Annotated in this window: 16 protein-coding genes and 1 pseudogene; 10 read left to right on the forward strand and 7 right to left on the reverse strand. The window is 72.0% G+C overall.

Annotated features, from left to right (window positions below):
- The first annotated feature begins 8 nt into the window (after positions 1 to 8).
- Both OG371_RS39380 and mptB read left to right on the forward strand, forming a co-directional pair.
- Positions 9 to 614, forward strand: a complete 606-nt coding sequence (locus OG371_RS39380) for a TetR/AcrR family transcriptional regulator (protein ID WP_329061473.1) — start codon at positions 9 to 11, stop codon at positions 612 to 614.
- Positions 615 to 788: 174 nt separating this feature from the next.
- The gene (mptB, locus tag OG371_RS39385; RefSeq protein ID WP_329061475.1) at positions 789 to 2,357 is read left to right on the forward strand and encodes a polyprenol phosphomannose-dependent alpha 1,6 mannosyltransferase MptB; all 1,569 of its coding nucleotides are present in this window, start codon (positions 789 to 791) and stop codon (positions 2,355 to 2,357) included.
- A 20-nt stretch (positions 2,358 to 2,377) separates the two neighbouring features.
- On the opposite strand, the gene OG371_RS39390 is transcribed toward mptB, so the two are convergent.
- Positions 2,378 to 2,944, reverse strand: a complete 567-nt coding sequence (locus OG371_RS39390; RefSeq protein WP_329061476.1) for a TetR/AcrR family transcriptional regulator — start codon at positions 2,942 to 2,944, stop codon at positions 2,378 to 2,380.
- A gap of 116 nt (positions 2,945 to 3,060) precedes the next feature.
- Between OG371_RS39390 and OG371_RS39395 the strand changes: the two genes are divergently transcribed.
- Positions 3,061 to 3,984 (forward strand): NmrA family NAD(P)-binding protein, encoded by a 924-nt coding sequence (locus tag OG371_RS39395; protein WP_329061478.1) that lies wholly within the window; start codon positions 3,061 to 3,063, stop codon positions 3,982 to 3,984.
- Positions 3,985 to 4,036: 52 nt separating this feature from the next.
- Here OG371_RS39395 and OG371_RS39400 read toward each other — a convergent pair whose 3' ends face one another.
- From OG371_RS39400 to OG371_RS39410, 3 genes are read right to left on the reverse strand one after another with little or no spacing between them, the layout of a single operon-like run.
- Positions 4,037 to 4,450: a TIGR03668 family PPOX class F420-dependent oxidoreductase gene (locus OG371_RS39400; RefSeq protein WP_329061481.1), complete on the reverse strand. Its 414-nt coding sequence runs from the start codon at positions 4,448 to 4,450 to the stop codon at positions 4,037 to 4,039.
- 15 nt (positions 4,451 to 4,465) lie between these two features.
- On the reverse strand, positions 4,466 to 5,365 hold the full coding sequence (locus tag OG371_RS39405; RefSeq protein WP_329061483.1) for a S66 peptidase family protein: 900 nt from the start codon (positions 5,363 to 5,365) through the stop codon (positions 4,466 to 4,468).
- Complete coding sequence (locus OG371_RS39410; protein WP_329061484.1) at positions 5,362 to 7,305, reverse strand: prolyl oligopeptidase family serine peptidase; 1,944 nt, start codon at positions 7,303 to 7,305, stop codon at positions 5,362 to 5,364. Before OG371_RS39410 ends, OG371_RS39405 begins: the two co-directional genes overlap by 4 nt.
- Before the next feature lie 119 nt (positions 7,306 to 7,424).
- On the opposite strand from OG371_RS39410, the gene OG371_RS39415 reads away from it, so the two are divergent.
- The 6 genes from OG371_RS39415 to OG371_RS39440 all read left to right on the forward strand — a co-directional run bounded on the left by OG371_RS39415 (position 7,425) and on the right by OG371_RS39440 (position 12,565).
- Positions 7,425 to 8,000, forward strand: coding sequence for a DUF3090 domain-containing protein (locus tag OG371_RS39415; protein WP_329061486.1), 576 nt, complete (start codon positions 7,425 to 7,427; stop codon positions 7,998 to 8,000).
- A gap of 8 nt (positions 8,001 to 8,008) precedes the next feature.
- On the forward strand, positions 8,009 to 8,815 hold the full coding sequence (locus OG371_RS39420) for an SCO1664 family protein (protein ID WP_329061488.1): 807 nt from the start codon (positions 8,009 to 8,011) through the stop codon (positions 8,813 to 8,815).
- A 16-nt stretch (positions 8,816 to 8,831) separates the two neighbouring features.
- The gene (locus OG371_RS39425) at positions 8,832 to 9,710 is read left to right on the forward strand and encodes an aminoglycoside phosphotransferase family protein (RefSeq protein ID WP_329061490.1); all 879 of its coding nucleotides are present in this window, start codon (positions 8,832 to 8,834) and stop codon (positions 9,708 to 9,710) included.
- Positions 9,711 to 9,761: 51 nt separating this feature from the next.
- On the forward strand, positions 9,762 to 10,568 hold the full coding sequence (locus tag OG371_RS39430; RefSeq protein WP_329061492.1) for a DUF3097 domain-containing protein: 807 nt from the start codon (positions 9,762 to 9,764) through the stop codon (positions 10,566 to 10,568).
- A 91-nt stretch (positions 10,569 to 10,659) separates the two neighbouring features.
- Positions 10,660 to 11,094 (forward strand): NfeD family protein, encoded by a 435-nt coding sequence (locus tag OG371_RS39435; RefSeq protein WP_329061494.1) that lies wholly within the window; start codon positions 10,660 to 10,662, stop codon positions 11,092 to 11,094.
- Positions 11,095 to 11,221: 127 nt separating this feature from the next.
- Complete coding sequence (locus tag OG371_RS39440; RefSeq protein ID WP_442876203.1) at positions 11,222 to 12,565, forward strand: SPFH domain-containing protein; 1,344 nt, start codon at positions 11,222 to 11,224, stop codon at positions 12,563 to 12,565.
- Between the two features lie 55 nt (positions 12,566 to 12,620).
- Here OG371_RS39440 and OG371_RS39445 read toward each other — a convergent pair whose 3' ends face one another.
- Entirely contained in the window at positions 12,621 to 13,964 is a 1,344-nt protein-coding gene (locus OG371_RS39445) for an MFS transporter (protein WP_329061496.1), read from the reverse strand.
- Positions 13,965 to 14,081: 117 nt separating this feature from the next.
- Positions 14,082 to 14,594 (reverse strand): GNAT family N-acetyltransferase, encoded by a 513-nt coding sequence (locus OG371_RS39450; protein WP_329061498.1) that lies wholly within the window; start codon positions 14,592 to 14,594, stop codon positions 14,082 to 14,084.
- Between the two features lie 94 nt (positions 14,595 to 14,688).
- On the opposite strand from OG371_RS39450, the gene OG371_RS39455 reads away from it, so the two are divergent.
- Positions 14,689 to 15,279, forward strand: coding sequence for a TetR/AcrR family transcriptional regulator (locus OG371_RS39455; RefSeq protein ID WP_329061500.1), 591 nt, complete (start codon positions 14,689 to 14,691; stop codon positions 15,277 to 15,279).
- 7 nt (positions 15,280 to 15,286) lie between these two features.
- Here the strand turns inward: OG371_RS39455 and OG371_RS39460 are convergent.
- Positions 15,287 to 16,064, reverse strand: a pseudogene (locus tag OG371_RS39460) (SGNH/GDSL hydrolase family protein).
- Between the last annotated feature and the right edge of the window lie 23 nt (positions 16,065 to 16,087).

Consider the following 16,087-nt stretch of genomic DNA (forward strand, 5'->3'; position numbering starts at 1 on the left):
TGGCGGGTATGGCGCGCACCGTGGACACGACCTATCGCGACGAACTCCTCGACGCGGTCGCCCGGGACCTGCTGCGGGCCGGGCTGGTGGGCGCCTCGCTCGAACGGCTCGCGGCCGCGGCGGGCACGAGCGCGCGCATGCTCGTGCACCATTTCGGTACCAAGCAAGCACTTCTTGACGCGGCCCTGCGCCGCTGCCGGGAATGGGAACTGGACCGCGCGCGAGCGGAACTGCCCGCCGGTCCCGACTTCCCGCGGGTCCTGGCGCGCGCGTGGACCTGGTTCGGCAGCGACGAGGCCGGGCAATACTTCCGCCTGTTCGGTCAGCTGGCGGCATCGAGCCGCCTCGGGACGGACCACGCGGGGGTGTCGCGGGTTCAGCTCAGCACCGAGTGGCTCACCGTTGTCGGCGACGGATTCCTGGCCTGCGGCTGCCGCCCGCCGATCGCGCAGCGGTTCGCCACCGTCGTCGTGGCCCAGATCCGCGGCCTGCTCCTGGACCTCGACGCGACGGGCGACAGCGAGCGCGTCCAGGACGCGTACGAGGGGTTCATGGAACTGCTCGTGGCCGATCTCGCCACCGGCAACCGAAAGCCGGGCAAGATCGCCAGGTGATGAGCGGCGAGACCGGCCCCCGATTCACCCGAGGCGGGCTTTTCCGCCGCAGAAACCGGAAAGCCCGCTTCGCCCCGGCCACCCCGGTATGGGCGAACACCTGAACGAAGACCGAACCCTGGCGGGAGCCGGGGCGGTGACCGGAAACTCCACCCGGTAATCTCCTGGATCGAAATGGCGACCACCACCACCGACTCTGCGCAACCGTCCGCGGCCGGCCCGCTGGACGAGCGACTTCTCGTGCCCACGAGGTTCCCGTACCGGACCATCGCGATGGGCACCATCGGCACCACGCTGCTCATGCTCGCCGCCCTCGGGGCCGGCGGCATCCTCATCCGCGACCCCGTCCTCGGGCACGGGCCGCTGTCCTGGATCCGCTACGGCCACGGCCGGGCGCTGGCGAACGCGCTGCTCTACACCGGCTTCGGCCTGGTCGTGTGGGCCTGGGTGCGCCTCGGCCGCTACGTGCTCGCCGGCCGCATCGGCAGCCGCCCGATCCTGATCGCCGCGCTGTGCTGGATGGCGCCGCTGCTGGTGTCGCCGCCGCTGTTCACCCGCGACGTCTTCTCCTACCTCGGACAGGGCGCCCAGCTGCTGTACGGCCTCGACCCGTACGCCAACGGCCCCGCCGAACTGCACGTGCTGCCGAACGTGGTGCAGAACGTCCACCCGCTCTGGCAGACCACGCCCGCCCCGTACGGGCCGCTGTTCCTGCTGATCTCCAAGTGGATCGTGGCGATCACGCAGGACAACATGATCGCCGGCGTGATACTGACCCGGCTGGTGCTGCTGATCGGGCTCGGCATGACGCTGTGGGCGCTGCCCCGGCTGGTCAAGCACCTCGGTGGCAAGCTGCCGGTGGCGCTGTGGCTCGCGGTCGCCAGCCCGATGATGGTCATCCACCTCTTCGGCGGCCCGCACAACGACCTGATGATGCTCGGCTTCCTCACCATCGGCATGGTCGCCGCGCTCGAGCGCAAATACGTGGTCGCGGTCCTGCTGATCACCGTCGGCATGCTGATCAAGCCGACTGCCGCCGTGGCGCTGCCGTTCCTGGTCTGGATGTGGGCCGCCCACATGTCCGGCGAATCGAAGGTCAAGAACTTCTTCAAGGCGGGCGCCGCTTCGGTCGGGCTGTTCGTGCCGGTGTTCGCGGTCGGCACCTGGCTCTCGCTCGGCTCGCTCAACCTCGGCTGGTGGTCCGGCCTCAAGGCCCCGCAGCTGATCGCGAACTGGCTGAACTTCCCGACCGGCATCGGCGAGGCGATCTACAACCTCGTGCACCTGGTCGCGAACGTGCAGCCCTCGCCGTTCGTCACGGTCACCCGCGCCATCGCCATGGTCGGCCTGGCCGCCTTCGGCATCCGCCAGTGGTGGCTCGCCCGCGGCGGCGGCAAGGAAGCCGTCTTCCGCGCCGCGATCACCATGCTGGCCGTCGCGATCCTCATGCCGCCCACCCTGCCGTGGTACCTGACCTGGGGTTTCGTCCTGTTCTCGGCGTTCGGCTGGCAGCGGCGGCACCTCTCGGTCGTGGTCGCCGTGTCGGTCTTCGTCACCCTCGTCTACTACCCGACGGGGGAGCAGGCCCTGTACGACTGGTGGTTCATCGCCATCGTCGTGCTGGTCAGCCTGTACGCGGCCGCTTCGCTGCTGCGCCCGGACCCGCTCGGCCTGATCGCCGCCTGGCGCAAGCCCGGCGAGGAGTTCCTGCCGGAGAAAACCCCGGCGCCCGCGGGCGACTAGCAGGCCCGGGTCAGTTCGGGTCAGTGCTGCGGGCTCAGCCCCGCCACGGCCAGCCCGAACAGCCGGTCCGCCCGCGCGGCCGGATCGGGATGGTGCTCGGTCGCCAGCACCACGCCGACGGCCAGCGTGATCAGGTCCGAGACCGTCACGCCGGCCGTCACCGCGCCGTCCTGCACCGCGCGGCTCAGCAGCGGGCCCGCCGCGTCCTCCAGCGCCATCGAGCAGGAACTCTCGTGCACTGACTCGGGCTCGACGCCGTCGTAGGCCAGCGCGGCCGCCAGCCCCCGCGCGGAGACGCAGTACGCGACGACGTCACCCAGCCAGTCCAGCAGCGCCTTCCGGCTGTCGCCGTGACCGGCCAGCTCCTGCGCGCGTACGCACAGGGCCTCGATCCGCGTCCGGGAAACCGCCTCCACCAACGCCCGGCGCGTGGGGAAGTGCCGCCGCACCGTCGCCGAGCCCACCCCCGCCGTGCGGGCGATCTGCTCGAGCGACGCACCGGCCCCATGCACGGAGACCTCCGCCTCGGCCACGGCGAGGATGCGCACGTAGTTGCGCCGAGCGTCGGCGCGCTGGTGGTCAGGCATGGCGCTCCTCGGTGGTTGTTTCGGTGGTTGCTAAGTGGCGGACCCCGCCGTATCGTAGCGGAACAGAAACGGCGGGGCCCGCCACTTAATCAGCTTGACCCTTACCGAGGAGCACCATGTCTGTTGAGTCCGCGCCTGTCCTCGTCACCGGCGCCACCGGGCGGCAGGGCGGCGCCACCGCCCGTGCGCTGCTCGCCACGGGCGTTCCGGTCCGCGCTATGGTGCGTGATCCGGGCGCCGCCGGGGCGAAGGCCGTCGAAGCGCTCGGTGCCGAATTGGTCACCGGCGACCTGCACGACCGCGAGTCCGTGACCCGCGCCGCCAAGGGCGCCCGCGCCGTGTTTTCCGTGCAGATGCCCGGTTTCACCGGCGAAGCCTTCGATTTCGACGGCGAGGTGACCCAGGGCGTCAACCTCATCGAGGCTGCGAAAACCGCCGGGGTGCCGCAGTTCGTGCACACCTCCGTCAGCGGCGCCGGACAGCACGTCGAGGCTCCCGGCTGGACCGAAGGCCGCTGGGCTTCGATGGAAGGCACGCTGGGCGCCAAGGCCGCGATCCAGGATCGCGTACGCGCCGCCGGATTCCCGCATTGGACGCTGCTGAAGCCGGCGTTCTTCATGGAGAACTTCTTGCCCTCATTGCGTTTCCTGTTCCCGCGGGGTGTTGAGGGCGGTCTCGTGAGCGTCATCAAACCGGACACCCGGCTGTCGCTGATCGCGGTCGAGGACATCGGCACGGCAGCCGCCGCGGCCATCGCCGACTCGGCGCGATTCGACGGCGTCGAACTGGAACTGGCGGGCGACTACCGCTCGGTGACGGAGATCACCGCGACCCTTTCCCTTGTGCTGGGCCGGGAATTGGCCGCACCGGACCTGACCGAGGCCGAGGCCCTCGCCGCCGGAATGCCCGCGATGGGCGCCTCGCACGAGTGGCTGAACGTGGTCGGCCAACCGGCCCGCCCCCAGTTCGCGACGGACCTCGGTCTGCCGCTCACCAGCTTCGAAACCTGGGCGCGGCAGCACATGCGGGCAGACGCCTAAAGGCTCGTGAGTGTTTATACCGGTTAGAACCGTTCTCAACACTCACGAGTCCTTACGAGCCGGCCCACCCGCGCCAGGAGTGCACCAGCGTCGACACCACGGCGTGCTCCGGCGGGTGGGCTGCGTACTGCTCGTACTTCGCGGTCAGCCACTGCAGTGGCTCCGCGCGGTCGGCCGAGTCCAGGACCCGGGCGACGCCGTCCGCACGGGCCCACCACAGCTGGGACCAGTCCTCGGCGTACTCGTCGACCAGGAAGCACACCGCCGGGTTCGCCGCGATGTTCGCCAGGCGCCGCAACGCCGTCGTGGTCTTCGGCTTGTGGTCCACGGCGAACACCACCGCGTCGCCGTGCACCGCGAACGTCACCGGGACCAGGTGTGGCACCCCGTCGGCGCCGGCCGTCGCCAGCCGCGCGACGCGGGCCGCGGAGAAACGGGCCCGGGCGTCCTCAGCAGACAGTCGCATAGCGGCACCGTAGCGTCAGGCCAGCGCGGGGGAGTCCAGTGCCAGCGTGCCCAGCTCCACGTCCAGCGCCGCCCGCGCGCCCAGCGGCACCGTCGGCGACGACGCCACGTGCCCGAACCCGAAGTCGCCCAGCATCGGCACTTCCAGCGGCGCCAGCCGTTCCAGCAGCAGCGACCGGATCTCCGCCGGGTCCCCGCACGCGGCCCACGAGCCCAGCACCACCGCGCGCACGCCGTCGAACCAGCCCGCGCGCAGCAGCTGCGTCAGCATCCGGTCCAGCCGGTACACACTCTCGGTCACGTCCTCCAGCAGCACGATCCCGTCGCGCGCCGAGCCCTGCTCGGCCGTCCCGATCCCCGCCGCCAGCAACGACAGGTTCCCGCCGACCAGCACCCCCGACGCCCGGCCCGGCACCAGCACGTCCGGCTCCGCCGTGCGCAGCACCCGGTGCCGCTCCGGCTCGAACAGCGTCCGCCGCAAGTGCTCCGCGGCGAACGCGTCGAACAGCACGCTCGCGGGCATCGGCGAGAACAGCGTGTCGAGTCCTAAATGGACCGAAACGGCGCGGTGCAGCGCCGTCACGTCGCTCGACCCCGCCAGCACCTTCGGCCCGGCCTCACGCAACGCCGGCCAGTCCACCAGGTCCAGCATCCGCTGCGCGCCGTACCCGCCCCGGGCGGCCAGCACGCACGTCACCTCCGGGTCCAGCCACGCCTCGGTGAACTCCGCCGCGCGGGCCTCGTCCGGCGCCGACAGGTAACCCGACGCGGAAGCCCGAACGGAGGCGCCCACCTGGACCTTCAGCCCCCAGCCGCGCAGCACCGGCAGCGCCGCCTCCAGCAGGTCCGCCGGCACCGGGCCGGACGGCGCCACCAGCGCGATCGTGTCCCCGGCCTTCAACCGCGGCGGTCTCACCGGGAAAGCTCCAGCTTCGCCACACCCGGCGTCGGGAACCCGAACACCTGCCCGTAGAACGACAGCTCCGCCTCCAGCGCCGCGATGATCGTCACGGCCTTGCGGAACCCGTGCTGCTCGCCCTCGAACCGCAGGTACGCGTAGTCGACGCCGCGCCCGGCCAAACCGGCGACGAACCGGTCCGCCTGCTCGGGCGGGCAGATCTGGTCCTCCAGCCCCTGCAGGAACAGCACCGGCCCCGCCAGCGAGCCCGCGTGCGTGATCGGCGAGCGCTCCCGGTACCGCTCCAGCGTCTCCGGGTACGGCCCGACCAGGCTGTGCAGGTACTGCGACTCGAAGTCATGGGTTTCGCCGCCCGCGCCCGTCCACGTGGCCAGGTCCAGGATCGGGAACTTCACCGTCGCCGCCGCGTACGTCGTGGTCATGGTGATCGACGCGGCCGAGGTGAACCCGCCCGCGCTGCCGCCCCGGATCGCCAGGCGCGCGCCGTCGGCGATGCCCTCGGCCACCAGCGCCTCGGCCACCGCCACGCAGTCGCCGACGTCCACCACGCCCCACTGCTCGCGCAGCCGCTCCCGGAACACCCGCCCGTAGCCGGTCGAGCCGCCGTAGTTCACCGCGACCACGCCGATGCCGCGGCTGGTGAAGTACGCGAAGTCCAGGTCCAGCGAGGCGTCGGAGCTGCCAGTCGGACCGCCGTGCACGTGGACCACGAACGGCGGCCGCTCACCCTCGGGCGCGGTGAAGCCCGGGTTGGCCGGCGGGAACACGAACGCCGGGATCGCCGAGCCGTCCGGCGCGGTGAACACCCGCTCCTGCGGCACCGGCAGGTACTCCGGCGCGGGCAGGTCCGCCGGCTGCGGCGTCAGCTCGGCCCAGGTGCCGGCCGCCAGGTCCACGCTCACCACCGCGCGCTCACGCCGCGCGCCCGCCGCGATGCCGGTCACCGCGCCGTCGACCACGGCCAGCCCGGACGACGACCAGCTGGTCAGCTCCCCGGCCACCGCTTCGACCGGCGACACCGAGCCGTCGCGCTCGTCCAGCACGGCCAGCCGCCCGGCGTCCAGCACCGCGTGCCGCCCGCCGCCGAGCGGGGTGAACCAGCGCAGGCCGAGCTTCCACAGCGCCCCGCCCAGCTCCGTCGCCACCGGGGCGAGGTTCACGACGGACCCGTCCAGCCCGATCCGGTGCAGGTTCCACCAGCCGTCCGGGTCAAGCAGCGCGAGCAGCCGGTCCGGCGACTCCCACTCCAGCTGGCACACCGCGACGTCCGCGCCGCCGGCCAGCACCCGGGCGTCGCCGAACGTGCCGTCCGCGGCGACCGGCGCGACGAACAGCTCCGTGCCGTCCCACGGCATCGCCGGGTGGTCCCACGCCAGCCACGCCGCGTGCGCGCCGTCCGGCGACAGCTGCGGCGCGGTGAAGAACCGGCGCCCGTCGACCAGGACACGCTCGGCGCCGTCCAGCGGGATTGCGACGAGCGCTCGTTCGATGTCGGTGCGCCGCGGGCCGGTGCTGCTCTCCCGCACCGCCCAGACCTCGCCGCCGGGACCGGGCCGCAGGTCGCCGTAACGGACTCCTTGCGGCTGCGCGGGTTCCGGCGTCAGCGCCGTGGTCTCACCGGAGGTCAGGTCGTGCGCGTACACCCGCTGGTCGGCCCAGTGCGTGAAGACCACGGTCTCACCGATGACCAGCCACGGCCGGCCGCCGTACTCGTGCACCCGGTTGCGGACGTTCCACGGCGCGGGCAGCACGTCCTGCACACTGCCGTCCGCCGTCAGCCGGACCAGCGCGACGCGGCCGCCCTCGGCGGGCCGGCCCTCGGCCCACCACAGCTCGCCGCCGACCCGGTCGAGCCACGACGCGCCGCCCCCGGCCGCCGCTGCGTCCGCGGCCGAGACGGGTGAGGTCCATGTTCCATAAGGTGAGAGCTCAGGCACCCGAAGAGCCTAACGGCGATCCGCAGCGTGGCCGCACACGCACGCAGCGCGCTGAAATCCCGGTCAACCAGGGGCGGCGGATGCCGATCATGCCCGCGTGGCTTAGGGTCGTAAGTGCTATGTCTCGCGTAATCCACGTCTTCCGCAAGCCCGACCGGTTCGTCGCCGGGACCGTCGGCGAGCCCGGTGATCGCACGTTCTACCTCCAGGCGTCGGAGGACGTCCGGACGATCAGCGTGACGATCGAAAAACAGCAGGTCGTCGTCCTCGCCGAGCGCCTGAGCGCGCTGCTCGAGGAGGTCGCCAGCCGGTTCGGCGCCGACGTCCCCGACGACGTGCCCGAGGACCAGGTAGACGTGGCGCCGCTGACTGTGCCGGTCGAGGAGGAGTTCCGCGTCGGCACCATGGGCCTGGGCTGGGACGCCGACTCCGGCGCCGTCGTCGTCGAGCTGCTCGCGATCACCGAGGGCGAGGTCGACGAGACCGTCGTGCTCGACGACACCGAGGAGGGCCCGGACGCCGTCCGCGTGTTCCTCACCCCGGTGGCCGCGCGCGCCTTCTCCGAGCGGGCCGACCGTGTCGTCAACGCCGGGCGCAAGCCGTGCCCGCTGTGCGCGGAGCCGCTCGACCCGGCCGGCCACATCTGCCCCCGGCAGAACGGCTACCGCCGCGACGTCGACGTGACCGAGGACTGAGGCCGCCCGTGGCGAGCAGCCCACCCGGACCGGCCGACCCCGCCGCCCGCGAATTCGTCACGCACGGCCGCATCGACGTCGAGGGCCGGCTCGTGGACGCGTCCAACGTGACGTTGTTCTGCGCGATCGAGCTGGCCGGCGTCACCGGCCGGGTGGTGTACAAGCCGGTCTCGGGGGAGCGGCCGCTGTGGGACTTCCCGGACGGCACGCTGGCCGGCCGCGAGGTCGCCACCGCGATGATCTCCGACGTCTCCGGCCTCGGCGCGATCCCGCCGACCGTGCTGCGCGACGGCCCGTTCGGCCCCGGCATGGTCCAGCTCTGGGTCGAGACCGGCGAGAACGAGGTCGTCGACGTCTGCGCGCCCGAAGACGTCCCGGACGGCTGGCGCACCGTGCTGCACGCCCACGACCGGCTCGGCGACCCCGCGGTCCTCGCGCACGCCGACCACCCGGGCATGCGGGAGCTGGCGGTGCTCGACATCGTCGTCAACAACACCGACCGCAAGGGCGGCCACCTGCTGGCCGGCACCGACGGCCGCGTCTACGGCGTGGACCACGGCATCTGCCTGCACACCGACCCGAAGCTGCGCACCGTGCTGTGGGGCTGGATCGGCGAGCAGGTCCCGGACGAGGCAGTGGAGAAGCTGCGCAAGCTGCGGTCCGAGCTGGACGGCAAGCTCGGCGCGGACCTCGGCGAGCACCTCACCGCGTTCGAGATCCGCGCGCTCAGCCAGCGCGCCGACCACCTGCTCGCCGAGGGCGTCTTCCCCGAGCCCGGCGACGACTGGCGCGCCATCCCCTGGCCCCTGTTCTGATGACAGCGCTGTTCCGATGACGGCGATCCTCGACGACGCGGCCCGCGCCCGTCTCGTCGATCGCTTCGGCCCGCAGGTCGGCCCGTGGTGCGATGCCTTGCCCGCGCTGGTCGCGCGGCTCACCGAGCGCTGGGGCCTGACGGTCGTCGAGGCCCGTCCGGGCAACACCGGGCGCACGCTCATGTGCCGCGGGACCGAAGGCGAGAGCCGGGTGCTCAAGCTCTGCCCGGACCAGGAGGTCACCGCCGGCGAGGCCACCGCGTTGCTGACCTGGGCCGGTCTCTCCCGGGTGGTGCAGGTCCTCGACGCCGACCTCGAGGAAGGCGCCGTCCTGCTGGAAGGCCTCGAACCGGGCACCCAGCTGGCCGGGCGCGGCGCGGACGTGCCGTGGACCGAGGTGGGGGACCTGCTCGCCCAGCTGCACAGCGTCCCCTTGCCCAGGGTCCAGTTCCCGTCGCTGGCCACCCGCGTCGGGCAGATGTTCGAGCTGGCCGAACGCCGCCTGCGCGGTTCGGCCGCCGAATCCCGGCTGCCGCTGGACCTGCTGCACCACGCCCGCGCCCGGGCCGAAGACCTCGCCACCGGCGGCCCCGTCGCGCTCCTACACGGCGACCTGCACCCCGGCAACGTCCTCGACGCCGGCCCCGCGCGCGGCACCGTCGCGATCGACCCCCGGCCGTGCCTGGGCGACCCGGCCTTCGACGCCGTCGACTGGGCGTTGCTGCCGATGGTCGCGGGCGGCACTCTCGACGACGGCGTCACGAAGCTCCCGGGCCTCGACGCCGATCGCGTCCGCGCCTGGTGCGCCGCGCTCGCCCCGCTCGTCGCCATGGCCCCGCTCCGGGCCGGCCGGTCCACGCCGTTCACCGACGCCCTCCTGGAGATGGCGCGCTGACCGGCGTGGCGCCAGGACGCGGCCACCCCGGCACCACTAGCTTTTCCCACCGTGCGCTCCCATTCGTATGACGACGTGCTGTCGGGCCCGCGGAAGCGGAAGGTGCCCGAGGTGCCGGCGGAACCCGGCCTGGTGGTCGAAGACCCGGCCAGCGGCTACTGCGGCGCGGTGGTGAAGATCGAGTACGGCAACGTCGTCCTCGAAGACGCGCGCGGCCGTCACCGGGTGTTCCCGCTGGCCCCGGCGGCGTTCCTGCTCGAAGGCAAGCCCGTCACCCTGGTGCCGGTGAAGAAGGCCGCCGCGCCGGTGAAGCGGGTTTCCGCGTCCGGCTCGGTGAAGGTGCAGGGCCTGCAGGCCCGCGTCGCGCGCGACTCCCGGATCTGGGTCGAGGGCAAACACGACGCCGAGCTGGTCGAGCGCGTCTGGGGCCACGACCTGCGCGTCGAAGGCGTGGTCGTGGAGCCGCTGGACGGCGTCGACGTCCTGTCCGACCGCATCGCCGAGTTCGGCACCGGCCCCGGGCGGCGGCTCGGCGTGCTCGTCGACCACCTGGTCGCGGGGAGCAAGGAATCCCGCCTCGTCGAGCAGGTCCGCGACGAGCAGGTGCTGGTCACCGGCCACCCGTACATCGATATCTGGCAGGCCGTGAAACCGTCCGCCGTCGGCATCCGCGCCTGGCCCGAGATCCCGCGCGGGATCGAGTGGAAAGTCGGCATCTGCGACGCGCTGGGCTGGGGCGAGACCTACGAAGGCTGGCAGCGGGTGCTGGCCGCGGTGAGCAGCTTCCGGGACCTCGAAACGCCGCTGATCGGCGCCGTCGAGCGGCTCATCGACTTCGTCACCGAGCCGGCGGAGTAGCGCGATTATGTCCCTTTTGTCCAAGGTCACGCGTCGGTCACGTCGGGTCACTTGCCCGGTGCGAACCGACGCGATCTGAGAGCATGAGGCCATGGCAGCGGCTCTGATCTGGCTGATCGTCGGCATCGTCCTGATGATCGCCGAAGTGCTCTCCGGCGACTTCGTCCTGATCATGCTCGGGATCGCCGCGCTGCTCGGCGCCGGCTCCGCGGCGATCACCGGAAACCCGGTCATCGACGTCGCGGTGTTCGCCGTCAGCTCGGTCGGGCTGATCGTGCTCGCGCGCCCCGCGCTCAAGCGCCGCTTCCTCGCCGGCTCCCACATCGCCACCGGCATCGACGCCCTGGTCGGCGCCCGCGCCGTGGTCGTGTCCACAGTGGACTACGACGCCGGCCAGGTGAAGATCGGCGGCGAGGTCTGGTCCGCCCGCGCCGTGCACGAGGCCCAGCCGCCGATCGCGCCCGGCACCAGCGTCACCGTCGTCGAGATCTCCGGTGCCACCGCGGTGGTGGACATCCTCTCGTGACCCCAGAACGTCCGGGAAAGTCCAGGAAAACGGTACTAGGTAAGGGGAGAAGCTCTTGTCGACAATAGCGATCGTCGTGGTCGCGCTGCTGGCCCTGTTCGTCATCATCACGGTGGTCAAGGCGATCATGGTGGTGCCACAGGCGCAGTCGGCGGTGATCGAGCGCCTCGGGCGGTTCCGCACGGTCGCCTCGCCCGGCCTGACGTTCCTGGTGCCGTTCCTGGACAAGGTCCGCGCGCGGATCGACCTGCGCGAGCAGGTCGTCTCGTTCCCGCCGCAGCCGGTGATCACCGAGGACAACCTGACGGTGAACATCGACACCGTCGTGTACTTCCAGGTCACCGACTCGCGCGCCGCGGTGTACGAGATCTCGAACTACATCATCGGCGTCGAGCAGCTCACCACCACCACGCTCCGGAACGTGGTCGGCGGCATGAGCCTGGAGGAGACGCTGACCTCCCGCGACGCGATCAACACCCAGCTGCGCGGCGTGCTCGACGAGGCCACCGGCCGCTGGGGCATCCGCGTCGCGCGCGTCGAGCTGAAGGCGATCGAGCCGCCCGCGTCGATCCAGGACTCGATGGAGAAGCAGATGCGCGCGGACCGGGAGAAGCGCGCGATGATCCTCACCGCGGAAGGCCAGCGGGAGTCCTCCATCAAGACCGCGGAAGGCCAGAAGCAGAGCCAGATCCTCTCCGCGGAAGGCCAGAAGCAGGCGGCGATCCTCGCGGCCGAGGCCGAGCGGCAGTCCCGCATCCTGCGCGCGCAGGGTGAACGGGCCGCCCGCTACCTTCAGGCGCAGGGCCAGGCGAAGGCGATCGAGAAGGTGTTCGCCGCCATCAAGGCCGGCCGCCCGACGCCCGAGGTGCTCGCGTACCAGTACCTGCAGACCCTGCCGCAGCTCGCACAGGGCGACGCGAACAAGGTCTGGATGATCCCCAGCGACTACGGCAAGGCCCTCGAAGGCTTCGCCCGCGCGCTCGGCGCCCCCGGCGACGACGGCGTCTTCCGCTACGAGCCGCCGAAGGACGACAGCCCCCAGCGGCCCGAGCTCGAGGACGAAGAGGTCGCCGGCTGGTTCGACACCTCCAGCGACCCGAAGGTCGCCGAGGCCGTCGCCGCCGCGGAAGCCGTGGCCCGCAAGGAGGTTCCGGGGCCGCTCGGCACCGAGCGGCCCCGCCGCGCCATCGGCCCCGCCTCCTCGGCCGACGACGTCGAAGAGGAAGAGGACGCGCTTCCGCCGGCCCTGGCTCCGCAGCCCTCGAGCCCGCCGCCGGGAGTCCAGCAGCGCCAGCAGCAGGGCCCGCCGTCGCTCCCGCAGCCGCAGCAGCCGCCGACCCCGCCGGGCGGCCCGTACCAGGGCCCGCCCGCGCAGTTCGGCGGCCCGCCGCAGCAGAGCCCGGGCAGCGGCCCGTTCCCGCAGCAGGGCCCGTTCGGCGGCCCGCAGGGCGGACCTCCTCAACAGCGCTGAGCACGAAAGAAGCGGGGCCTCGCCACCACGGCGGGGCCCCGCTTCTCGGGTCAGCTCAACGGGAGTAGACGCTCAAGTCGGTGATGTCGGCCTTCGACCGGTCCGGCAGCGCGATCACACACAGGATCGTGACTACCGCCGACAACACGATGTAGATCGAGATCGAGTACGGCGTGCCCGTCTTGTGCAGCAGCCAGGTCGCCAGCAACGGCGCCGGCCCGCCCGCGAACACCGAAGCCAGCTGATAACCCAGCCCCGCCCCGCCGTACCGCAGATGCGTCGGGAAGCTCTCGCCGATCAGCGCCGCCTGCGGCCCGTACTGCAGCGCGTGCGCGATCAGCGAAACGATGATCACGACGAAGATCAGCGCGTGCCCGCTGTGGCTCAGCACGGTGAAGTACGGGAAGGCGATCGCGGCCGTGAGCACGGAACCGGTGAGGTACACCTGTTTCCGCCCGATCCGATCGGACAGCTGCGAGAACACCGGGATCAGCACCAGCTCCGCCGCCGCGCCGACGAGCACCGCGGTGAGCACGAAGGTGTTGCTGAATTCCGGCCGCTGCACCACATACACGAGCACGTAGCTGGTGAACAGGTAGAACGGCAGCTGCTCGCTGAACCGCAGCCCGGCCGAGAGCAGGATCTCGCGCCAGTGGTGGCGCACCGCGTCCTTCACCGGCGCGCGCGAGGTCTTCTTGTCCGCCACCACGGCGGCGAACATCGGGGTCTCCAGGATCCGCAGCCGGATCACCAGGCCGATGCCCACCAGCACCAGGCTCAGCAGGAACGGGATCCGCCAGCCCCACGCGTCGAAATCGGCGCGCGACAGCGTGGCCGAAAGCAGCGTCATGCCGCCCGTGCCGAGCACCAGCCCGACCGGAACGCCGACCTGGGCGAAGCTCGCGAGCAGCCCGCGCCGGCGTTGATCGCCCCATTCCATCGCGAGCAGCACCGAGCCGCTCCACTCACCGCCGATCGCGATCCCTTGCACCAGCCGCAAAAGCACCAGGATCAACGGCGCGGCGAACCCGATCGCCGCCGTGCCCGGCAGCAGCCCGACCACCGCCGAGGACAGGCCCATCAGCAGCAGCGTGACGATCAGCGTGGTCTTGCGGCCCAGCCGGTCGCCCCAGTGCCCGAAGATCGCCGCGCCCACCGGACGCGCCGCGAACCCGACCGCGTAGGTCGCGAACGACTGCATCACCCCGGCGTAACCCGTGGACGAGGGGAAGAACAGATGCGGGAAGACGAGTGCCGCGGCGGTGTTGTAGAGGAAGAAGTCGTACCACTCGATGGTCGTGCCGATCGACCCGGCCAGGGCCGCCCGCCGGACTTGGACCCGGCGGTCGCGGGCGGAAGCGTCGACTGACTGGGTGACCTCGTTGTCGCCTAGAACCATGTTTCGCACACCTCTCGTGACTGGCGTCACACCATAGTGTGAGGTATGTCGGGGTGCTTGACGATTCCTCACCGCCGAAACGGGCTGACTGTTTCGGGCAGTGACCGAATCCGGGGGCTAGGTGACGGTCCGCTCCCACCGGACCTCGCCGTCCTCGACGATCCCGGTCGGCGTGAGCCCGAGGTGCCGGGCGACGGCGGCCGAGGCGGCGTGCTCCGGGTGGATGTGCGCGAAGACGCCGGTGACGCCGCGCGCGTCCAGCCAGCCGAGCATCAGCGCCGCCGCTTCCCGGGCCAGTCCCTGGCCCTGCCACCGCGCGTCGATCAGCCAGGCCACCTCCGCGGACGCCAGATCCCGGCCGACGGTCGCCTGCACGAACCCGGCCGCCGGCCCGTCCGCGGTATCGCGCACCACCCAGTTCAGCCACCACTGGCTGCCGTCCCCGGACCGGCCGACCGACTGCCGGGCATACCGGGCACGCAACTCGTGGGGCGTCGGCGGCTCACCGCCGGTGAAGGCGTAGAGCCGGGGGTCGGCCAGCACGGGGTGCATCTCGTCGGAGTGCCCGGGGCGCAAGGGTTCCAGGCTCAGCCGGGGACCGGTCAGCGGCTCGGCCCGCAGCTCGTCCATGGCCGGCAAGCCTAGCGGCCGGCTCAGTGCCGTTTGCGTGCCGGAACACGTGCTCAGCGTGCTGCCCGGCGAGGCCCGGCTACCATCAGGCACCGTGACGGACCCGAAACCGCTGCGCGCCGACGCCCGGCGCAACCGCGCCAAGGTGCTCGAAGCCGCCGAGACGGTCTTCGCGGCCAAGGGCACCAGCGCGCCGACCGAAGAGGTCGCGCGCCAGGCCGGTGTCGGCGTCGGCACGGTGTTCCGGCATTTCCCGACCAAGGAGGCACTGCTCGAGGCGGTGCTCCACGTGCGGCTGCGCCGGTTCGTGGACGAGGCGGAGGCCGTGGTCGCACAGAACTCGGCCGACCCGGGCGCCGCGTTCTTCTCGTTCCTGACCAGCTGGGTCGAGATGTCCAGCGCCAAGACCGCGTACTTCGAGGCCCTCAGCGCGGCAGGCGTGAACGTCGAGTTCGCCCGGCACGAGATCGGCGTCCGGCTGCTCGGCGCGCTCGGCGTGCTGATGGGCCGCGCGCAGGAGGCCGGCGCGGTGCGGTCCGACCTCGTCGTCGCGGAGCTGATCCCGGTGATCATCGGCACTGCGAAGGCAGCCGAGCACGTCGGCGCCGACGGTGCCCTGCGCGACCGCATCATCGCGGTCCTGTTCGACGGCCTCCGCTCGGCCGTCGCCTACCACCAAGCCTGAGCTGCGGTCAGTTGTGCGGTGAGAAAGCCGGGCCGACCGGCTCCAGCGTCGGCCGCTTCGGGCTGAGCGTCGCCGGAGGATTCGCCGCGCAGCCGCCGCTGCACCCACGGCATCGCGTGCTCGCGGCTCCACCGCAGGTTCTCCGCCCGCCGCTCGCGGGGGCTGAGCTGCGGGCGCGGGCCCAGCTCCGCCGGGACTAGGTCGTGCTCGATTCCCAGCAGGCCCAGCAGTTCGATCGCGATCTCGGTGTGCCCGAGCGCGTTCAGGTGCAGCCGGTCCGCGGCCCACAGCCGCCGGTCGCGCAGCTGCCGCATGGCCCACATGTCCACCAGCAGCGCGCCATGCCGGGCGGCGATGCCGCGGACGTGCTCGTTGTAGATCGCGACGCGGCCGCGGATGGTCCGGAACAGCGCGTCCTCGACCCCGTCGACGCCGGTGAAGAGGACCACTCGCGCGCCACTGGCCCGCAGCCGTTCGACGGTGCCCTCGTAGGCGTCGGTCAGCGCGTCGACGTCGACCTTGGGGCGCATCAGGTCGTTTCCACCCGCATACAGCGTGACCAGATCCGGTTGCATGGCGAGCGCCGGCTCGATCTGCTCGGCCAGCACCTGCGGCAGCAGCTTGCCGCGGATGGCGAGGTTGGCGTAGCGGAACTCCGGGTCCCGCGCACCCAGCACCTCGGCGACGCGGTCGGCCCAGCCCCGCACACCGTTCGGCGCCGTGGGGTCGTCGTCGCCGACGCCCTCGGTGAAGGAGTCACCCAAACAAACTAAGCGGTTGGTCACGGCGCTGATCTTAACCGCAGGCC

This window comes from Amycolatopsis sp. NBC_01480, assembly GCF_036227205.1.
Lineage (GTDB): Bacteria > Actinomycetota > Actinomycetes > Mycobacteriales > Pseudonocardiaceae > Amycolatopsis.

What these genes read in the sequence shown, in the direction of transcription:
- OG371_RS39415 (WP_329061486.1), top strand. Translation starts at nt 7,425, where the DNA reads ATGTCTCGCGTAATCCACGTCTTCCGCAAGCCCGACCGGTTCGTCGCC.
- OG371_RS39450 (WP_329061498.1), bottom strand. Translation starts at nt 14,594, where the DNA reads ATGGACGAGCTGCGGGCCGAGCCGCTGACCGGTCCCCGGCTGAGCCTG.
- OG371_RS39390 (WP_329061476.1), bottom strand. Translation starts at nt 2,944, where the DNA reads ATGCCTGACCACCAGCGCGCCGACGCTCGGCGCAACTACGTGCGCATC.
- OG371_RS39445 (WP_329061496.1), bottom strand. Translation starts at nt 13,964, where the DNA reads ATGGTTCTAGGCGACAACGAGGTCACCCAGTCAGTCGACGCTTCCGCC.
- OG371_RS39435 (WP_329061494.1), top strand. Translation starts at nt 10,660, where the DNA reads ATGGCAGCGGCTCTGATCTGGCTGATCGTCGGCATCGTCCTGATGATC.
- OG371_RS39440 (WP_442876203.1), top strand. Translation starts at nt 11,222, where the DNA reads ATGGTGGTGCCACAGGCGCAGTCGGCGGTGATCGAGCGCCTCGGGCGG.
- OG371_RS39380 (WP_329061473.1), top strand. Translation starts at nt 9, where the DNA reads ATGGCGCGCACCGTGGACACGACCTATCGCGACGAACTCCTCGACGCG.
- OG371_RS39425 (WP_329061490.1), top strand. Translation starts at nt 8,832, where the DNA reads ATGACGGCGATCCTCGACGACGCGGCCCGCGCCCGTCTCGTCGATCGC.
- OG371_RS39400 (WP_329061481.1), bottom strand. Translation starts at nt 4,450, where the DNA reads ATGCGACTGTCTGCTGAGGACGCCCGGGCCCGTTTCTCCGCGGCCCGC.
- mptB (WP_329061475.1), top strand. Translation starts at nt 789, where the DNA reads ATGGCGACCACCACCACCGACTCTGCGCAACCGTCCGCGGCCGGCCCG.
- OG371_RS39395 (WP_329061478.1), top strand. Translation starts at nt 3,061, where the DNA reads ATGTCTGTTGAGTCCGCGCCTGTCCTCGTCACCGGCGCCACCGGGCGG.